General features: G+C 36.5%; 16 protein-coding genes. 14 read left to right on the forward strand and 2 right to left on the reverse strand.

Annotated features, from left to right (window positions below; translation table 11 throughout):
• The first annotated feature begins 66 nt into the window (after positions 1 to 66).
• From AC4PID_RS12255 to AC4PID_RS12275, 5 genes are all read left to right on the forward strand, one after another.
• Positions 67 to 483 (forward strand): bacteriohemerythrin, encoded by a 417-nt coding sequence (locus AC4PID_RS12255; RefSeq protein ID WP_492132287.1) that lies wholly within the window; start codon positions 67 to 69, stop codon positions 481 to 483.
• A gap of 73 nt (positions 484 to 556) precedes the next feature.
• Positions 557 to 814 carry a hypothetical protein gene (locus AC4PID_RS12260; protein ID WP_492132288.1) on the forward strand — a complete coding sequence of 86 codons (258 nt, stop codon included), beginning with the start codon at positions 557 to 559 and terminating at the stop codon, positions 812 to 814.
• Positions 815 to 1,066: 252 nt separating this feature from the next.
• Positions 1,067 to 1,615, forward strand: coding sequence for a methyltransferase family protein (locus tag AC4PID_RS12265; RefSeq protein ID WP_492132289.1), 549 nt, complete (start codon positions 1,067 to 1,069; stop codon positions 1,613 to 1,615).
• A 10-nt stretch (positions 1,616 to 1,625) separates the two neighbouring features.
• A complete protein-coding gene (locus AC4PID_RS12270) occupies positions 1,626 to 3,245 on the forward strand; it encodes a GH3 domain-containing protein (RefSeq protein ID WP_492132290.1) in 1,620 nt (539 codons plus the stop codon).
• Positions 3,246 to 3,313: 68 nt separating this feature from the next.
• On the forward strand, positions 3,314 to 5,794 hold the full coding sequence (locus AC4PID_RS12275; protein WP_492132291.1) for an HD domain-containing phosphohydrolase: 2,481 nt from the start codon (positions 3,314 to 3,316) through the stop codon (positions 5,792 to 5,794).
• A 59-nt stretch (positions 5,795 to 5,853) separates the two neighbouring features.
• Here AC4PID_RS12275 and AC4PID_RS12280 read toward each other — a convergent pair whose 3' ends face one another.
• Complete coding sequence (locus AC4PID_RS12280) at positions 5,854 to 6,753, reverse strand: Gfo/Idh/MocA family protein (protein WP_492132292.1); 900 nt, start codon at positions 6,751 to 6,753, stop codon at positions 5,854 to 5,856.
• Positions 6,754 to 6,936: 183 nt separating this feature from the next.
• Between AC4PID_RS12280 and rocF the strand changes: the two genes are divergently transcribed.
• On the forward strand, positions 6,937 to 7,848 hold the full coding sequence (gene rocF, locus AC4PID_RS12285; RefSeq protein WP_492132293.1) for an arginase: 912 nt from the start codon (positions 6,937 to 6,939) through the stop codon (positions 7,846 to 7,848).
• Positions 7,849 to 7,925: 77 nt separating this feature from the next.
• On the opposite strand, the gene AC4PID_RS12290 is transcribed toward rocF, so the two are convergent.
• The gene (locus AC4PID_RS12290; protein ID WP_492132294.1) at positions 7,926 to 8,228 is read right to left on the reverse strand and encodes a hypothetical protein; all 303 of its coding nucleotides are present in this window, start codon (positions 8,226 to 8,228) and stop codon (positions 7,926 to 7,928) included.
• A gap of 66 nt (positions 8,229 to 8,294) precedes the next feature.
• Here AC4PID_RS12290 and AC4PID_RS12295 point away from each other — a divergent pair, with 66 nt between their 5' ends.
• From AC4PID_RS12295 to AC4PID_RS12330, 8 genes are all read left to right on the forward strand, one after another.
• A complete protein-coding gene (locus tag AC4PID_RS12295; RefSeq protein ID WP_492132295.1) occupies positions 8,295 to 9,929 on the forward strand; it encodes a DEAD/DEAH box helicase in 1,635 nt (544 codons plus the stop codon).
• A 118-nt stretch (positions 9,930 to 10,047) separates the two neighbouring features.
• Positions 10,048 to 10,533 carry a sigma-70 family RNA polymerase sigma factor gene (locus tag AC4PID_RS12300; protein WP_492132296.1) on the forward strand — a complete coding sequence of 162 codons (486 nt, stop codon included), beginning with the start codon at positions 10,048 to 10,050 and terminating at the stop codon, positions 10,531 to 10,533.
• Positions 10,526 to 11,410 carry an anti-sigma-V factor RsiV gene (rsiV, locus tag AC4PID_RS12305; protein ID WP_492132297.1) on the forward strand — a complete coding sequence of 295 codons (885 nt, stop codon included), beginning with the start codon at positions 10,526 to 10,528 and terminating at the stop codon, positions 11,408 to 11,410. Before AC4PID_RS12300 ends, rsiV begins: the two co-directional genes overlap by 8 nt.
• A gap of 101 nt (positions 11,411 to 11,511) precedes the next feature.
• Complete coding sequence (locus AC4PID_RS12310; protein ID WP_492132298.1) at positions 11,512 to 12,531, forward strand: LacI family DNA-binding transcriptional regulator; 1,020 nt, start codon at positions 11,512 to 11,514, stop codon at positions 12,529 to 12,531.
• A gap of 282 nt (positions 12,532 to 12,813) precedes the next feature.
• Positions 12,814 to 14,265, forward strand: a complete 1,452-nt coding sequence (locus tag AC4PID_RS12315; RefSeq protein ID WP_492132299.1) for an ABC transporter substrate-binding protein — start codon at positions 12,814 to 12,816, stop codon at positions 14,263 to 14,265.
• Between the two features lie 151 nt (positions 14,266 to 14,416).
• Entirely contained in the window at positions 14,417 to 15,319 is a 903-nt protein-coding gene (locus AC4PID_RS12320; RefSeq protein WP_492132300.1) for a carbohydrate ABC transporter permease, read from the forward strand.
• 12 nt (positions 15,320 to 15,331) lie between these two features.
• A complete protein-coding gene (locus AC4PID_RS12325) occupies positions 15,332 to 16,213 on the forward strand; it encodes a carbohydrate ABC transporter permease (protein WP_492132301.1) in 882 nt (293 codons plus the stop codon).
• 7 nt (positions 16,214 to 16,220) lie between these two features.
• Positions 16,221 to 18,500 (forward strand): glycoside hydrolase family 65 protein, encoded by a 2,280-nt coding sequence (locus tag AC4PID_RS12330; protein ID WP_492132302.1) that lies wholly within the window; start codon positions 16,221 to 16,223, stop codon positions 18,498 to 18,500.
• The last annotated feature ends 1 nt before the right edge of the window (position 18,501 follow it).

Genomic DNA, 18,501 nt, shown 5'->3' on the forward strand with positions numbered 1-18,501 from the left:
ATCTAATTAATATAATTCTCAGAAAACTATGATATAATACAGCTAATAAATTTTAGGGAGGACACTATGATTCAGTGGGAAAAGCAGTATGAATTGGGCATTAAAAGTATTGATGATCAGCATCGTAGATTAATAGAGATAACGAGCGATTTATCTGTCCTTTTAACAGAAGCAACTTATGGAGAAGATATTTATGATAGAATGGTAGAAATCATTCAATCATTAACGAACTACACGGTTTATCATTTTAAATTTGAAGAGGAGCTTTTTGATAAACTTAATTTTGAGTTTAAGGACAAGCATGTTCAAGAACACAATAATTTAATTTCGGAAATTGAAAATCTTGATTTACGCGCAGTAGATGAGGATCAAATAACGTATGGCAAAAAAATTCTAAAGTTCCTTATTACTTGGGTATTTAAACATATTAGCGGTTCAGACGTATTGTATCGCGATTTATTTATAGAAAATGGCATTGCTTAATAATGCTTATTTTTAAAGCTAAGGGGTAATAAAAAAGCAGATAAGTTATTTGCTATTATTCATGGAGGCCATAATGGAACAAAGTTCATTAGATACAATTCAGTTTTGTTTAGAGTTTGTAAAAAATAATTATAGTTCTCAGAGTCAGAACGTACAATGTCGTAATTGGTTGAAGATGGTTATTCAGCTCCTTGAAGATGGCGGCCATCCTAACAAGGACTTTATCATTATGAATTTAATGGAAGTGGATGGTTATTTCTCTGGTGCGAATAGCAAGGCAACTTCAAATACCATTTTTGATAAAATTGAATTGGTTAAATCGCTATTATAAATTTTATTTAAAGGTGAAGCCGTCATTTGTTGTAATATTACAATAAAAATGACGGCTTTTTTATTTGAAACTAGAAGATGTGGGTTTTATGTTGTAAAAAAACAATTAACAAAACATCAGAATTGTAGGACTTTAGAACGATTTTTGACATTTTTTTATCATAATATAATACTTTTTATCAAACAATTGTTTTCATCACAATATTGTTAAGATATAATAAAAAGTAATCCTATAACACTGGAGAAGTCTACCATGAATTACTGTTTACTCGGAATTGTCGGATTTATTCTGTTCTTTCTTTATGATTTCAACGAAATATATAAGGTTCATCAAGGGCTTAAATTCGCATTTTCTGCTGGATTTGTCCTACAATTAGTCGCCACAGCTGGCGTTTTATATACTTATAAAAACTTTTGGGTCTTTTCATTATCTGGTCTAATCATAAGTGTGCTAGGTATTTTCTTGCTCATTTACGCATTATTTTTTGCCTTACCATTTGAAGCGACTTATATTAATGGCGATGAAAAACGAAAGGCATATGATCAAGGTGTTTATGCGTTATCTAGACACCCAGGTGTTTTGTTTTACATGATATTTTACTTAGGTCTTGCCATATTCGAGTGGTGTGGAGCCACACGGTTGATTTATAGCATATGGTCGGGCTTTAACATATTGTATATTCTATATCAAGATTTGTATATTTTTCCCAAATTATTTAGTAATTACGATCAATATAAGAAGCAAACACCGTTTCTTTTTCCAACTATTAAAAGTATAAAACTGTTTATGAATACGTTTTAAGGTGGTAGTAATGAACTTAAAAGAAATGCTGGATGAAAGACAATTTGATAAAATTTGGCAGTCTTATTGTGGCTTCCTTGATTTGGATATAAACACCTATATGGACATTCAATATAGATTAATGGAAGAGCAAATATCTTTATGGAGTAAAAGCCCGTTAGGACAAAGCATTCTTAAAGGGAAAACAGCTACAACGATTGAGGAGTTTAGGCATAAAGTGCCTTTGACCACTTACGAAGATTATGCAGATATATTACTTCAAAAACGTTCAGAATTACTTCCCGATAATCCAATTATTTGGATACAAACCACTTGGGAAGGTGGAAAGCATCCAATTAAAGTCGCACCTTATACGAGAAGCATGCTCGATGTATATAGACAAAATGTCACAGCGTGTCTGATACTGTCTACAAGCACTGAAAAAGGCAAATTTGACGTGGAAAACACAGATCGATTTTTATACGGATTGGCACCGTTGCCTTATGCAACCGGATTGTTTCCACTTGCTTTAAGTGAAGAAATTGATATTCAGTTTTTGCCGAAAGTAAAAGATGCCGTTGAAATGACGTTTTCTGAGCGAAATAAATTGGGCTTCAAATTAGCAATGAAAAGCGGCGTTGATTTTTTCTTTGGCTTGGGTAGTGTCGCTTTTGCAGTGAGTCAAAGCTTATCTCAGATGTCCTCTGGCGGTAGTGGTGGTCTTAAAAGCTTACTAAAATGTCACCCGAAGATGATTTACAGAATTTTAAAGGCAAAAAGAGTAACCAAAAAGGAAAATAGACCTCTGATGCCTAAGGACCTATTCAAGCTAAAAGGCTTTATGGTAGCAGGAACGGATAATAGATGTTATAAAGATGAACTTGAAAAACTTTGGGGTGTTAGGCCGATGGAGTTATTCGCTGGAACGGAACCTTCCATCATTGGAACCGAAACATGGACAAGAAATGGCATGTACTTCTTTCCCAACACTTGTTTTTATGAGTTTTTACATGAAGACGATATGAACCGTTTGATTACCGAACCTAATTATAAACCAAAAACCTATTTGATGAATGAAGTGATACCAGGTGAAAAATACGAAATCGTTTTGACCTTATTAAAGGGCGGTGCTTTTGCCAGATACAGAGTGGGAGATGTCTATCGCTGTGTTGGACTTACCAATAGAGAAGATGGTACCGAAATTCCTAGATTTGAATATGTTGATAGAGTACCTTCCATTATTGATATAGCAGGGTTTACACGCATTTCAGAGCATGGTATTAAAGGTGCAATTGAACTTTCTAAATTGCCTGTGGTTGGCTGGACAGCACACAAAGCATTTAATGAGGCAAATCGACCTTATATGCACCTATACATGGAACTTGAACCGACAGCTTTAATAGATAATGCTGTAAGTACAGAAATCGTTAAAGATATTCTTACGACCTATTTTAAATACATTGATCAAGATTATAGAGATCTTAAGAAGATATTGGGGATGGATCCACTTGAAGTTACACTTTTAAGATGTGGTACATTTGAAGCCTTTAAAAAATTGAAACATAGATCGATTGCGAGAATTAATCCACCAGCTTCTGAGCTGAGAGAGTTGATTCACTTGCAAACGATACATGTAGCAGATAGGGGGTGAGCTGCATGAATCAGGGTATATTTGGATATATATCAAGCTTTGCTTTATTATGTTATATGTTTTTGCTAATGATATTTATCAATGCAGAGCGTAATAAAATTGTTAAGTCATTTCAATTAATATTGGTCGCTATGATTTTATGGACAGGTGGCTCCTTGTTAATGCGGCTTCAATTTTGGCCAAACTATGTGTTCTGGTATCATGTTTCTTTAGGTGGTTTAATGCTAGTAGTTTACAGCTATTTTAATTTTATCGCCTCCTTTACAGAACAGAAGGTAAAAGCTTTTTCAGTTGGCTATTTCATTATGCTTATGGCATGTTTTCTAATCAACATTCCAGGTGGTGTTCTACTGCATTGGCCAGTTTTGGTTGTTGAAAACGGCATGTCAAAGATGGTTTATAACAGCATGACGTATTTGGTGTCCGTTTTATTTATCGCTTCTGGAATCGTCGTAGGGCACATGTTCTTTATGCTTCTAAAAACGTTTAGAAATAATGGACGACTAAAAAAGCAATCCATGCCGATTATTCTAGGTATTTTAGCGCTTTTTGCAGGTAACTTAGCTTTGATTTTACCAATATTCTCTGGGTTCCCAATAGATATCGTGGCAGGTGTCATTAATGCAGGTTTTTTAATGTATGCACTCATTAAGAGACATCTATTTAAGCTTAAGTTAATGGCTACTGAGAGCGTTGGCTATCTGTTTTGTGTGGTCTTGGGATTTCCAGTGTTTTATAATTTGTTACCTTATTTAGAAGAACATATAATATCTCGATTAAATGGCGTTCAAAATTTTGAACTTCCCATTTATCTGTTGAGCTTTGTCATAGTGGTATCATTACTATTCTATTTTTGGAAAAAAGTCATCGCAAGCATCTTCATCCGCGAGGAAGAAGAACGCAACGACATCTTAAAAAATTTCACAACCAATGTATCAAAAACGCTGAAACTTAACGATATTATGCACAATACCGTTGAAGCTATTGGTCTAGCAACCGGTATTAAAAAAATAGTAATCGGGTTAAATGAGTTTCAATCAGGCGATTTTAAGTTGAGATACAGCGATCAATCATTAGCCGATCTCTCCTATGTTCTTAAGAGTGATAATCCAATCATAAGTTGGTTGAGACATAATGATGAAATTCTATTTTTAGAAGAATTTGAACACACAATTGCATACAAGAGTTTATGGGAATCTGAAAAATATCAATTGAGTCGTCTGTCGGCAAAATACTGTATCGGATTAAAAGAAAATGGTGAACTGATCGGTATTATACTATTTTCTGATTTTGGTAGAAAATCTAAACTGAAACTGTCTGATTTTAATGTTATCGAATCAATTTGTACAGTGGCATCAATAGCGATTAAGAATGCGCATACCTATGAAAAAGCGTATCTTGAAGCAAGAACGGATGACTTGACAGGCGTTTTAAATCGAAAATACTTTTTTGAAATAGTGACGGATTTATTTGATAAATGTTTTGAAGGCTCACTGGCTTTACTCATTATCAATATTGATGACTTTAAACTATATAACCAATTATATGGGGTTAAACAAGCGGATGAGACATTAAGGCGAGTTGCTGAAATAATTAGATCGAGTATTGGCGAACTGGGCTATATTTCTAGGTACAGTGGTAAAGAATTTGCAATTTTACTACCCAATTATGACGTTTTCACCACCAAGCGCTTGGCTGAGTCTATAAGAGATCAAATTGGAGAATTAACTAAGAGCTTAAATGGGGACCGACTCAAGCGATTAACCATTAGTGCAGGGATAAGTGTTGCACCTTACGGCGCTAAGTCAGTAAAAGAATTGATTGATAACGCCGATCAAGCCGTATTTCAAGTTAAACGTAAAGGAAAGAATGCAATCCGTGTGTTTGATACGTATATTACATCAGATAAAGGCGAGCAAGAAGTCGACTATAATCAAGTTTACGATGAATATAAATCGACGATTTTATCATTGATGGCTGCGATTGATGCGAAAGATCACTATACCTTCAATCATTCTGATAATGTTGCAAATTACGCGGTCAATTTAGCCAACGAGCTGAAACTCAATAAAATAACTGTAGAACATATTAGACAAGCTGCACTATTGCACGATATAGGGAAGATTAGCATCTCAGAAACGGTTTTAAATAAACCTGGGAAGTTAAACGCTGAAGAATTTGAGGTTATGCAAGGACATGTAGAGGCTTCAATAAATATTATCCGACATTTACCTTCGCTGGATTATGTTATTCCAGCAGTTCTAGGGCATCATGAACGTTACGATGGTAAGGGATATCCAAGACGTATTTCTGGAGAAGATATCCCGTTAACCGCTAGAATTCTTTGTATAGCAGACTCTTTTGATGCAATGATTTCCAAACGTTGTTATAAGCCAGAAATGCCTATTGGTACTGCTCTACAAATTCTTGAAGAGGAAGCAGGAAAGCAGTTCGATCCACAATTGGTTTCTGTCTTTACAGACATGGTTAAAAGAGAGCAGAAAGATGAGCTTTACATGGATCGATTAAAAGTCGTAAAAAGCTACTAGTGTGAACGGAAAAGGAGCTACAGCTTATCTATTGTTTAGATAGGCAGTAGCTCCTTATTTTATTCCAGTCGCTTAACGATGGCTTCACATAGTTCATGCGTTTGAAGATCTTTTTCAGAGGTCTCCTGATAGCCATTATCCTTTGAAACCTGTTCAAGAAATGCATCAACAATGCTTTTGAAACCTCTTCGGGTTAATATTGGTACCCAAGGATCGGTAAAGTAGACTGTTTTTTGCCCATCTCTTAATATTTCAAGCGCATCGAGATTTTTTAAAACTCTCTTTTCGCCATTCCCGATAACTGTAATGATCTCTTCTGTTATGCCAGCATTACGATGCATGATGCCAACTGCTGACCGCTTAGCACCATAAAGCTGTAAAGAGACGCCGATTAATTTTTTATCCTGATAAAAACCTTTCACCCAAAAATGATGAACCGGTTCAGACATGAGATGAAGCAAAGTGTCAACCACATGTATAAAATCGTCATAAATAAATGTTCTAGGTAAAGCTGGGGTAAAGACACGATTTTTTTCGTACTGAATCATATCGTAGGTATCATCACCTCTAAGCGATTTTAACTTTGGCACATATCTGCGATTAAAGCCAACTTTAAAAAAAACATCCTGACTTTTAGCAAGTGCGTAAAGTTCTCGAATCGTTTCAAACTGATACCCAACAGGCTTGTCAACATAAGTCGGAATTCTGTTGGATAGGAGCTTATAACAAATCTCAGGATGCACTTCTGTTGCGGCGTGAACAAATGCTGCATCAAGACCTTCTTCTATTAAAACATCTAAATCAGTGGTACAATGAATGCTTTTATATTTGTGCAGGCATTCTCTTAAAACAACCTCATTTCGGCTACAAAGCCACAGCTCAACACCTTCTATGGTAGAAAGTATTGGCAAATAAGCTTTTTGAGCAATATCTCCAATTCCAATCATCACAATTTTCATAAAATCAACCCATCCTTCTTCTATACAAAAAAATTATACCCATTGTAAGCGATAAAAACACAAGAAAAAACATTGTACTAATATGCAAACATACACTTGACTGTATGCTGTGTTTAAAGTAAAATCATACTTGTATTATGTATATGCATTTATAAATGCATAAATTTGAAATGGAGCGTGTTTATGAAGCCTACAATTAATTCAAATTTGACGTTAATCGGTGTCGCGATAGACTTAGGAGCTGGTACACCTGGTGTTAGCTTAGGACCATCGGCTATGCGTTATGCTGGTGTAAGAGAAAGACTTGAAAATATTGGATATCATGTAGAAGATTTAGGGGATATCGTTGCGTCAAAACCTGCATCACCAGTAGCAGAAACTGAAAAACTTAGATTTCTTGATGAAGTAACAAGAGTAAATGAAGCGCTTTGCCACAAGGTAGATACAGTGATGAAATCTGGTAGATTTCCACTTGTTATGGGTGGCGATCACAGTATTGCAATAGGCACTATCGCAGGCGTTCTTCAAAACAAAAAAAATCTTGGTGTTATTTGGTTTGATGCACATGGCGACATAAACACAGAAGAAACTTCACCGAGTGGTAATATACATGGTATGCCAGTAGCTGTAAGCTTAGGACTTGGGCATGATAAGTTGACTTCGATTGGTGGTAAAGAAAACAAACTCAATACTAAGAATATTGTGTTTGTAGGCTGTAGAGACCTTGATCAAGGCGAGAGAAGAATTTTAAAAGAACTTGGAATTACTGTGTTTACTATGCACGAGATAGATCGATTGGGAATGACAGAAGTTATGAACCGTGCTATTGCTATTGCATCTGACGGTACAGATGGTATACATGTCAGCTTTGATCTTGACAGTTTAGATCCTTCTATCGTACAGGGGACTGGTACGAGAGTGCCAGGCGGTTTAACTTATAGAGAAGGTCATCTTGCATTAGAGTTAATTGCACTATCTGAAAAAGTAGTCAGTGCAGAGTTTGTGGAAGTGAATCCAATTATCGATCATCAAAACGAAACTGCAAAAACTGCAGTTGCTCTAATAGGATCACTTATGGGAGAATGGTTAATCTAATAATAAAATAGCGCTTAACTCGATTCACATTGTTAATTACAACGGGTCGGGTTAGGCGCTTTTAATTTAGATGTGAATTAAGACTTACCTTGAATTTGAACACCAGTAACAATAATACTTACACCAATTACTTTTTTTTGCAACGACATTTGAACAATACTACCTGTATAACGTGCGCGCTTACTCATATAAACTTCAATGCCGTCAATCGTTTCATGATAATATAGCTCTGCTTTCTTTGGGGGACTATAAGAGATATCTTCTAATTCGAAAAAACCACAACAGCCACCACCTGAAATTGTTACATCATAAGTGAGGCTTTTTTTACCTTTACCCTTAAGATACGCAATCAGGTCTTGAGATAATTGAACTTGAATCATATTGGACTCCTAAAACTAACTATAAAAAAGAACACTACAATGATATAATAAAATGTATTGTAAAATTTGTCTAGCAAAACACATAGAAGGGATCAAGTAAATATGACTTTCTCACAATTCGAATTATCTGAAGATCTGATTAAATCACTTAATGAAATTGAGTATATAACTCCTACGGAGGTTCAAAATAAAGCAATACCTAAAGTGCTTGAAGGAAAGGACCTAATTGTACTTTCAAAGACGGGAAGCGGAAAGACTGGAGCGTTTGGTATACCTATTATTGAGAAAATTAAAGAAAATACAAGCTTACCGCAAGCGCTGATTCTGACGCCAACGCGTGAACTAGCAGTTCAGGTAGATCAAGATATTAAAAAGATGTCTAAGCACAGTGCGCTTAAAACCGCTGTTGTCTATGGTGGACACAGTATGTTTCATGAAGTCGATAAGTTGACGCAAGGAGTTGCTATAGTTACCGGCACACCGGGTCGAGTGATTGATCATATTCAACAGGGCAATTTAAAAACGAAAGAAATAAAGTATTTGGTCTTAGATGAAGCTGACAGGATGTTAGATATGGGGTTCATCGATCAAGTAAAAAAAATAATAAAAATGGTGCCACGTGAACGAATTACACTTTTGTTTTCAGCAACTATGCCGCCGGAAATCAACCATTTATGCAAACATTACATGAATGAACCAGAATCGATAGAAATTCAAAGTGATTCAAAGACGGTGGATACTATAGAACAGTATTATACTAGAGTAGCGCACAACGAGAAGAGAAAACAGCTGTTCAGAATATTAACGGTTGAAGATCCAGAAAGTTGTATGGTCTTTTGTAACACGCGTATCGAAGTGGACAAAGTGAATGCTTATCTTAGAAGTAAAGGGTTCGCAGCAAAAGCGATTCACGGCGCGAATTCTCAAAATAACCGTATGAAATCCATTCAGCAATTCAAAAAAGGCAGTGTAGACGTTTTAGTTGCTACTGATGTCGCTGCAAGGGGTCTTCATATAGATGACTTAACGATGGTTATTAACTATGATGTGCCACAGGATAAGGACAATTATATTCATAGAATTGGAAGGACAGGTCGCGCTGGTAATGGTGGTAAAGCGCTTACACTGGTTACGAGCAATGATCTTTATACCCTTTATGAGATTGAAGAACATATTGGTGCTATGATTCCTGAAAAAGAACTACCCACAGAAGCTGAGTTTCAGGCAATGCCTAAAAGAGAGCCACTGCCAGTTGAACCTTCACATTCAGAACATAAAAAGTCAAATCCTTCAAAATCGAGATCATCACAATCTAAGTCATCACAATCGAAAACAGGATACAGTAAATCTTCACAAAGTAGTAAGCCAAATGGCATTAAAGGCTCAAGTCATTCAACGAGTACATCTGGTGAAGCCCGTAAAACCAATAGCACTTCCAATAAATCTGGGGGACAACCACATAAAAAAGAGGAACAAAATAACCGAAAATACACCAATCAATCGGATCGGTATTCAAATACTCATAAATCACAACCTCGTACACATCAGCAACAGACTTCAAGCAAGCCAGTTTCTGATACGACAAAAGTGATACAAGCAGTGCCAAATACACCCAAAACATCAAATACAATTACTGAACAAAATGTTCAAAGCAAGAAACCAACTCTACTCAGTAAGATTAAAGGTTGGTTTAAAAGATAATGCAAGACTCATTCTTTTGACAGTTCGTGTTTAAAGAATGAGTTTTTTTTCTTGTCGATGAAACTTTCGCAGTTCCTTTTACGTTTTAATGGTAAGTAAGCTTACTATGGGAGTCAAAATGAAATCAAAAGAATATATGAAACAATTAGAGGCATACCTCTTGGAAAAAAGAAATGCGCATTTCCGATTGGCATATAGTTATGTTAAAAATGATGAGGATGCTTGGGATATTTTGCAAGAAGCAATCGTTAAAGCTTTAAAAGCAATTCATAAACATCAGTATCCTGAATATATGAACAGCTGGTTTTACAGGATTTTAATCAACTCGAGTTTGGATTTTTTAAGAAAGAAAAAAAGGTATATTCCATTAGAGGACTTTGACCTAGAAATCACTACGGATCACTACCAAGACTTGGATTTGCAACATGCACTTGATAATTTGCCGACAGAATTAAAGACGATTATCATTCTTAGATATTTCGAAGATCAAAAAATAGGTGATATTGCCAAGATACTTGATCAAAATGAAAATACAGTTAAAACGAAATTGTATCGCAGTTTGAAGTTGTTGAGAATGGATCTAGAGGAGACAATTTATGAGTAAAAATAATTTTATTAGAAATAATCATTCAATGAGTGATTTAAAGCACGATTTTTATGCCACACAGCCACCCGGGGGACTTGAGAAACGCATAACTAAGACGATAAGCAGAGAGCGGATGAAAAGACGTACAAAACAATACGCCTCAGTTTTAACGCTATGTTTTATACTCTTTGTGGGTGGGGTTAATATTAATGAAAGCTTTGCAATGGCAATGAATGAGGTCCCAATTATTGGCGCTATCGTCAAAGTTCTATCCTTTAATTTTGCGACCATAGATACTGGGCATATTACAGCCAATGTGGAAACACCTGTTATAACAGGACTTACCAACGAGATTTTAGAAGAATCTTTAAATACTAAGTACTATGAGAAGAATAAAGCACTTTACGATGAGTTTATTAATGAAGTGGGTGATCTTTCTTCATTTGAGGGACATATGGGCTTTGATACTGGATTTGTGGTTAAAACAGATACAGAAGAATTACTTTCAATTGGCAGATATTATGTCAATACAGCGGGTTCATCCTCAACCACATTTGAGTACGATACCATAGATAAAAAAGAAGGCCTTGTAATAACTCTCCCAAGTTTGTTTCGGGACGAATCGTATGTTGAAGTAATTTCGAATTATCTCATAGAAGAAATGCAACGTCAGATGAAAGAGGATGAAGGCAAAATTTATTGGGTAGGTGATTCTGAAATTGAACCCTTTGAAAAGATAGATGAACAACAAGATTTTTATATTTCAGCCGAAAATAAGCTTGTGCTTTCCTTTGATAAATATACGATTGCCCCAGGATATATGGGCATTACAGAGTTTGTCATTCCAACCGAACTGATCAAGGCACTTTTAGTAAGTGATAAATATATTCGTTAACTCGCTGAGTATAGACAACAGGGAGAATAAAATGTTAATATAGAAAGGAAGTTTAACGCAAAACGTCGTACTAATGACTGATTTGCGGTGGAGGTATTAATATGGTTACAATTGACGACATCGCTAGAATTGCAGGAGTTAGTAATACCACTGTCTCAAATGTCATTCATGGCAGAACAAAGCGCGTCTCTCAAAAGACAATCGAACGCATCCAGCAGATTATTGAAGACCATGGTTATATCCCCAATATGAGTGCGAGAGCGCTCGCTTCCAGTTCCTCAAAAGTGGTAGCTCTTATTAATCATCTTGATCCCAAAAAAAGTGGGAATTTTCTAGAAGACCCTTTTCATAGTGCTTTTATTGGTGCCGTAGAGCAGACCCTTCGAGAAAGCGGATACTATTTGATGATCCGCACCATTATTAACTGTGACGATCTAAAGGCTTTTTTAAGAAATTGGAATGTTGATGGCTTATTTTTAACAGGGGTATTTCAGGCTGAGGACATCTATACGACGCTTTCCTCATTGGAAACACCAGTAGTTTTAATCGATAGTTATCTCGATGATTATAAACAGATGATCAATATTGGTCTTCAAGACTTAGAAGGGGGCTATCTGGCGACCAAACATTTAATTGAAAATGGTCACAGAAAAATTGCCTTTGCATGTCCACCGATAAGAGAAGGTGGGGTTGTCAGCAAGCGATTAGAAGGGTATAAAAAAGCGCTTGAAGAGTATGACATTCCATTTGATGAAAACATTATTTTTATCAGAGAGTTCTCAACTTCGGGAACCACTGAGCTGGGAAGAGAAATCGCAAGACGCAATGATGTAACTGCAATTTTTGCCACTGCTGATGTTATGGCGGCAGGAATTATGGCAGGGATTCATCAAGAAGGTAGAAACGTTCCAGAGGATTACTCTATTATAGGATTCGATGATATTAACTGGTGTAGAATGACATATCCAATGCTATCCAGTGTGCATCAGGATGCCAACCTGAAAGGTGAGCTTGCGGCAGATTACATGATGAAACTTCTTGAAGGTGAGCCAGTCAAATCGCGTGAGATTATATTGCCAGTCTCACTTTCAATAAGAAATAGTGTTATGAAAAAGAAGTAAAAGTCTCAAAATGGCAAAAAAGTTAATAAAAATTCTGCTTTCATACGTATGTCTGTATACGCTGCGAATGCAGAATTTTTTTAGTTAATCTTCAAGAATTGAATTTAAATGTTTTTAAAACGAAACAAATTTATCACTTTTTTCTTTACAGTGCAAAATAATTGTGTTAGGATTTAGTTGAGCGCTAAACCTAACCAATCGAATTGCCTTTTGATGAAAAAGGTGATTCGATTGACGATTAGGTTGAGCGCTAAACTTTGAAGGTTTTATGAGGAGGTTATTGTGAGAAAGTCTAAACTTTTAAGTATCCTTATCGCTGCGATGTTGGTTATGAGCCTATTAGCAGGTTGTAGCAGCGACAGTAACACGGACACTACAGAAGCAACAACGGCAGCAGAGGCAACACAAGCAACAACTCAAGCAGTAGAAAAAGCAGTATTAAAGCTTGGTATCTGGCCAGAAGATACAAACCCAAATGAAGTTGCACTTCATGAAGGTTATGCAGAAGTCTTCAGACAAGCACATCCAGATGTTGAGTTAGTTCCAGCAAACTACAAATATGCAACTGATACTTTTGTATCTTTAGCTGAAGCTGGTAATCTTCCTACAATTTTTGAAACATGGTTTACTGAACCTCAAAAGCTTATTAAAGGCGGCTTCGTAAGAGATATTACTGACATTCTCGAAGAAAGAGGCTGGTTAGATGATATCAACCCATCGATTAGAACTCTTTTAAGTGATTCAAATGGTCGCGTTTACGGTATTCCAAGAGATGGTTATGCACTTGGTTTAATGCTGAATGTAGAATTATTTGAACAAGCGGGCTTAGTAAACGCTGATGGTACGATACAATATCCTAAAACTTGGCAAGAAGTTGCTGAAATGGGTCAAAAAATTAAAGATGAAACTGGTTCTGCCGGTCTAGTCATCTTAGCAAAAGACAATGCTGGTGGCTGGCATTTCAGTAACATCGCATGGAACTTTGGCGCAGATTTAACGACAACGGATGCAGATGGTAAATTCCACGCTAACTTAAACTCTCCAGAAGCAATTGCTGCAATGGAATATGTAAAAAGCTTAAGATGGGAATATGATATTTTAACTGCTGATCCAACCAATGAGGATTGGGGAACTGGATTCGTAAACCTAGGTACTGGTGCAGCAGCAATGTACATCGGTGCAAACGATGCAGTTAATCAACCAACTGAAACAAACGGATTACCAGTTGATAAATTGGCGTTGGTACCAATGCCAGCTGGACCAGGAGGACAGTACTCACTTTCAGGTGGTACACCTTATATGTTCTCTGCAGATGCAACCGATGCAGAAGTTAACGCAGCACTCGATTATTTAGAAATAATGGGTAAAGCACCAGTAGTAACAGATGACGCTATAGCAGGTATGAGAGCTGACGCTGAATACCGTGTAAATGCTGGGATTCCTGTAATTCCTAGATTCCCAGCATGGACAAATCCAGAGTTACTCGAGGCTGAGCAAGCAATTATCGATGAGTTCTCAAATATCGACCTAAATCTTTTCAATGATTACTTTACAGCAACAAAAACGGAAGGTAATCTAAAGTTAGAAGAAGAAGGCGCAACACAAGATATGTATGCACAACTTACTAACGTTCTACAAGCTGTATTAACAGACAAAAATGCAGATGTAACAAGCTTAATGAACACTGCAAACAGCAACTATCAACAAATTTTAGACAACGGTTTAAATAAATAATTAGAGAACTATCAAGTAGCAGATTTCTAATTAATAAGCTGGGGCTAGCCACAGTCCCAGCTTTTATTAACCCACAATTTAGTTTGTGGTAATTCTAAAGGCACTACAAATGTAATTGTAGTAAAAATTTGCAACAAAAGGCGGTGACGGTTTGTTTAAAAAAAACTCAAGCAAAAAAATAACACTTTTCAAGAAAAATATAAGCGCATGGATGATCATGCTTCCGTCAATTCTGCTTTTCGCTTTTTTCGTATGGGCACCTTTATTTGAAAATATTAGGTTATCCTTGTATGATGCGCAAGGCATTAGAACCATAAAATTTGTCGGATTTGAAAACTATTTACGCGTATTTTCACATCCAAGCTTCTGGCCAGCATTCAGAAATACTTTCTATTATATTTTCTGGTCGCTATTATTGGGATTTTGGATTCCGATCATAATTGCATCACTCATAACTGAAACGCTTTATTTTAAAGGTCTCTTTAGAGTTGGCGTCTATTTTCCCAACATTCTACCTGGACTCGCAAGCGTCATGTTGTGGGGCTTTTTCTTTAGACCAGGTAAAACTGGCGTGTTAAATATATTACTTGATAAAATTGGAATTGAACCTTTTACCTGGCTAACAACACCAGGCTGGACGATTCCTTTGATTGTATTAACTTTAACTTGGAAAGCAGCTGGAAGTACAGCACTTATTTACATGGCAGCGATTAGCAACATCAACCAAGACTTGTATGAAGCAGCGACGATCGATGGCGCTTCACCATTTAAAAGATTTTTGCACATTATGCTACCAAGCATATTAAGTCTCGGTAAAACACTTTTAATCCTCCAGATTATTGCGGTATTCCAGATTCTATATGAACCAATTGTTATGACAAATGGCGGACCAAATAACGCAAGTATTTCAATCATGCAGCTTGTCTATAAGTATGCATTTCAAGATTACAACTATCCAATGGCAGCAGCGTTATCCGTATTAATCTGCATCGTGTTGGTAGCACTCACATTACTTTACTTTAAGGTCACTAAGAACGTGGACGATGCAAATTAGAAAGGAGAGCTTATGTTTTACAATCGTTATCGTAAAAAAACAGAAGGTGTGATCCGATTTTTTGATCTTTCGAGTCCGATCACTAAAATCGTGACGGTTTTAATCTTTATTGCTTGCATCATAATGCTCCTCATATCGGTTTTTCCAGCGATTTGGGTATTTTTAGCAAGCTTTAAAGATATTGCGGAGTTTAGAAAAAGCGCAACAATTTTACCTTCAGAATTTGATTTTAGTAAATACACCAAAACTTGGAACGAATTAAAATTTACGCGCTATTATATCAATTCATTTATATCAGTAACAGGGAGTGTTGTTTGTGCGGTTGTTTTTAATGGCCTTTTAGCGTATGTATTAGGTGTTCTAAAACCCAAAGGACATAAAATTATTTTTACTTTGGTCATGTGGAGCTTATTGATCCCACCAACCACAAGTATCGTTGCACTCTATGTTAACATCAATAAAATTGGATTAAACCAAAGCTTTTTACCACTTTGGTTGGCAATGGGAGCAAATGCTTTTTGGGTGGTTCTATTTAAACAGTATTTTGAGTCTCTTCCAAAAGAGTATATCGAAGCAGCTAGGTTGGATGGCTGTAGTGACTTTCAAATTTTCTTAAGAATTATTATGCCGCTTTCAAAACCAATTATTGCCGTTGTAACTATCTTTGCTGTAACTGCTGCTTGGTCAGACTTCTTATTGCCATTTCTCGTTTTAGCAGGAACAGATAAAGAAACCGTTATGGTAAGATTATTTGAGTTTAGAACCGCATCAAAGTCAACCGATGTGGACGTCTTAAGGGCAATTGCATTTTCAATCATACCGCCAACCATCGTATTTGCTTTGTTCCAAAAGCAAATCACTAAAGGTATAGGTGCGGGTGGTATTAAGGGGTAAATTAAACATGAGCAAATTCGCAGATCGATATTATAAAGTAGAACCATGGCGTGTCGTAGAAGAAGGGTTTAATCCCGATTATGCACAAGTATCTGAATCAATATTTTCACTTGGCAATGAGTTTATGGGGCTAAGAGGATACTTCGAAGAAGGTTATTCAGGCGAAAGATTACAAGGTAGCTATGTCAATGGTGTGTATGAATCTAGAAAAGTAGCCAAATCTGGTTATAAAGGAATGCTTGAAGATACTGAGTTTATGGTGAATTCAGTGGATTGGACCAAAATATCCCTAGTCATTAACCGCATCCAGCTCGATTTAAATGAAGTGGTAATCAGTCAATTTGAGCGAAGTTTAGATTTTAGATCAGGCTTAATGGTTAGAAGCTTTAACTGGGAAATCGATTCTAGAACGATCGTAAAATTAAAGTTTGAAAGATTACTTTCAATGCCGTTTTTCACGATTGGGACACAAAAGATAACGATAGAAGCAATCAAAGGGGACATCGATGTAGATTTAAGAACTTATTTGAGTTTTGATACGCTTCATGAAAGCCTTAGCGAAAACTTCTGGGAGTGCCCAGTTCATAAGGTGAGTGACAACTCATTACAAATTATGGGGGTGTCAAAAGGGACGCACCAACATCTATCAGCGACCTGTATCTTTGATGATACAGGTGTTCCCACAAAGGGTTTAGCGCCAAACTCTAAAGAAGTGAGCCTTTTGTTTAGAAAAAAGATTAAAGAAAATGGCGTATATACGTTAACTCGAATTGCTTCAATTGACAAGATTGTTGAGAATGGATCCTCTGATCATGTTATGAAATCAGCAATGCAAGGAATTTCACAATACAGTTTTAATCAATTGCTTTTAGCAAATGCAAATTGGTGGGAAAAACAATGGGCGGTTTCAGATATCCAAATTGAAGGTGATGCTGAAAATCAACAAGGGATTCGATTCTGTATTTTTCAAATGCATCAAACGCTTCATACAGCAGATCATACTGCAGTAATTGGTGCGAAAGGATTGACGGGAGAAGCGTACAATGGTAATACTTTCTGGGATACAGAGGTATATTGCTTGCCGTTTTACTTGTTTAACAACCCTGAAGCGGCAAGAAGCATTCTAGATTTTAGATACGATACATTACCAGAGGCAAAGGCGCGAGCAAGTGCACTAGATCTAAAAGGTGCTTTTTATCCAATCGCCACGATTTCAGGAAGAGAATGCTGCGATTTATGGCAGCATGCCAATCTTCAATTACAAGCTTCAACAGGTGTCATGTATGGGATATGGATTTATGATCTGTTAACAGGAGATTCTAAATACCTCTATGAAAAAGGCGCTGAAATGCTCGTAGAAATTTCAAGAATGCTCTCAAGTCGAGGGGCATATAATGCTAGAACAGGTGAATTTGGTTTTTACTGTGTGATGGGACCTGACGAGTTCCAAATGATGGTTAATCAAAATACCTATACGAACTTTATGGCTCAAAAGACATTTCGATACACTCTTGAAGTCCTATCACGCATGCAAAATGAAGCAGCTGACGCATATGCAGATTTATCGAATCGGCTCCAACTTTCAGAATGCGAGTTAGCAGAGTGGTCACAAAAGGCAGAGAAAATGATACTGCTATATGATGACGAAACAAAGATTTTTGAACAACACGAAGGCTATCATAACTTACCGCTTATAAAACTTGAAGACATTCCAGTGGAAGAGTTTCCACTTTATAGTCATTGGGCCTATGATCGAATCTATAGAAATAGCATGTTGAAGCAACCAGATGTACTGATGTTCATGCTATTATTTAATTCAGATTTTTCAAAGGAAGTGCTTGAAGCAAACTACAATTTCTACGAACCGAGATGTATTCATGAATCCAGTTTATCGCCATCAGTACATTCTATACTGGCAGCGCAACTGGGAAAAGACTCAGATGCTTATAATTTTTTTGGCTTTGCAACTAGAATGGACCTAGACAACTACAACCGAAATACGAGAGAAGGCCTCCACACCACTTCTATTGCAGGCAGTTGGATGAATATCGTCTATGGTTTTGGTGGACTTAGAAGCGATGGTGCGTTACTTGCATTAAGTCCGTCAATTCCATCTGCTTGGAATAGTTACGCGTTTAATTTAAATTATAAGGGCACCTTAATTCAGATCCATGTGAACCAAGAAGAGGTGACACTCTGTACTTCTAATCCTCTTAAACTAAAGTTATACCACACTGAAATTGAATTGGATCAAACCTCAAAGAAATTTTTAATAGAAAGGGCTTAGA

The sequence above is a fragment of the Fusibacter sp. QWL-12 genome (genome assembly GCF_058683495.1).

What these genes read in the sequence shown, in the direction of transcription:
- AC4PID_RS12255 (WP_492132287.1), top strand. Translation starts at nt 67, where the DNA reads ATGATTCAGTGGGAAAAGCAGTATGAATTGGGCATTAAAAGTATTGAT.
- AC4PID_RS12260 (WP_492132288.1), top strand. Translation starts at nt 557, where the DNA reads ATGGAACAAAGTTCATTAGATACAATTCAGTTTTGTTTAGAGTTTGTA.
- AC4PID_RS12265 (WP_492132289.1), top strand. Translation starts at nt 1,067, where the DNA reads ATGAATTACTGTTTACTCGGAATTGTCGGATTTATTCTGTTCTTTCTT.
- AC4PID_RS12270 (WP_492132290.1), top strand. Translation starts at nt 1,626, where the DNA reads ATGAACTTAAAAGAAATGCTGGATGAAAGACAATTTGATAAAATTTGG.
- AC4PID_RS12275 (WP_492132291.1), top strand. Translation starts at nt 3,314, where the DNA reads ATGATATTTATCAATGCAGAGCGTAATAAAATTGTTAAGTCATTTCAA.
- AC4PID_RS12280 (WP_492132292.1), bottom strand. Translation starts at nt 6,753, where the DNA reads ATGAAAATTGTGATGATTGGAATTGGAGATATTGCTCAAAAAGCTTAT.
- rocF (WP_492132293.1), top strand. Translation starts at nt 6,937, where the DNA reads ATGAAGCCTACAATTAATTCAAATTTGACGTTAATCGGTGTCGCGATA.
- AC4PID_RS12290 (WP_492132294.1), bottom strand. Translation starts at nt 8,228, where the DNA reads ATGATTCAAGTTCAATTATCTCAAGACCTGATTGCGTATCTTAAGGGT.
- AC4PID_RS12300 (WP_492132296.1), top strand. Translation starts at nt 10,048, where the DNA reads ATGAAATCAAAAGAATATATGAAACAATTAGAGGCATACCTCTTGGAA.
- rsiV (WP_492132297.1), top strand. Translation starts at nt 10,526, where the DNA reads ATGAGTAAAAATAATTTTATTAGAAATAATCATTCAATGAGTGATTTA.
- AC4PID_RS12310 (WP_492132298.1), top strand. Translation starts at nt 11,512, where the DNA reads ATGGTTACAATTGACGACATCGCTAGAATTGCAGGAGTTAGTAATACC.
- AC4PID_RS12325 (WP_492132301.1), top strand. Translation starts at nt 15,332, where the DNA reads ATGTTTTACAATCGTTATCGTAAAAAAACAGAAGGTGTGATCCGATTT.
- AC4PID_RS12330 (WP_492132302.1), top strand. Translation starts at nt 16,221, where the DNA reads ATGAGCAAATTCGCAGATCGATATTATAAAGTAGAACCATGGCGTGTC.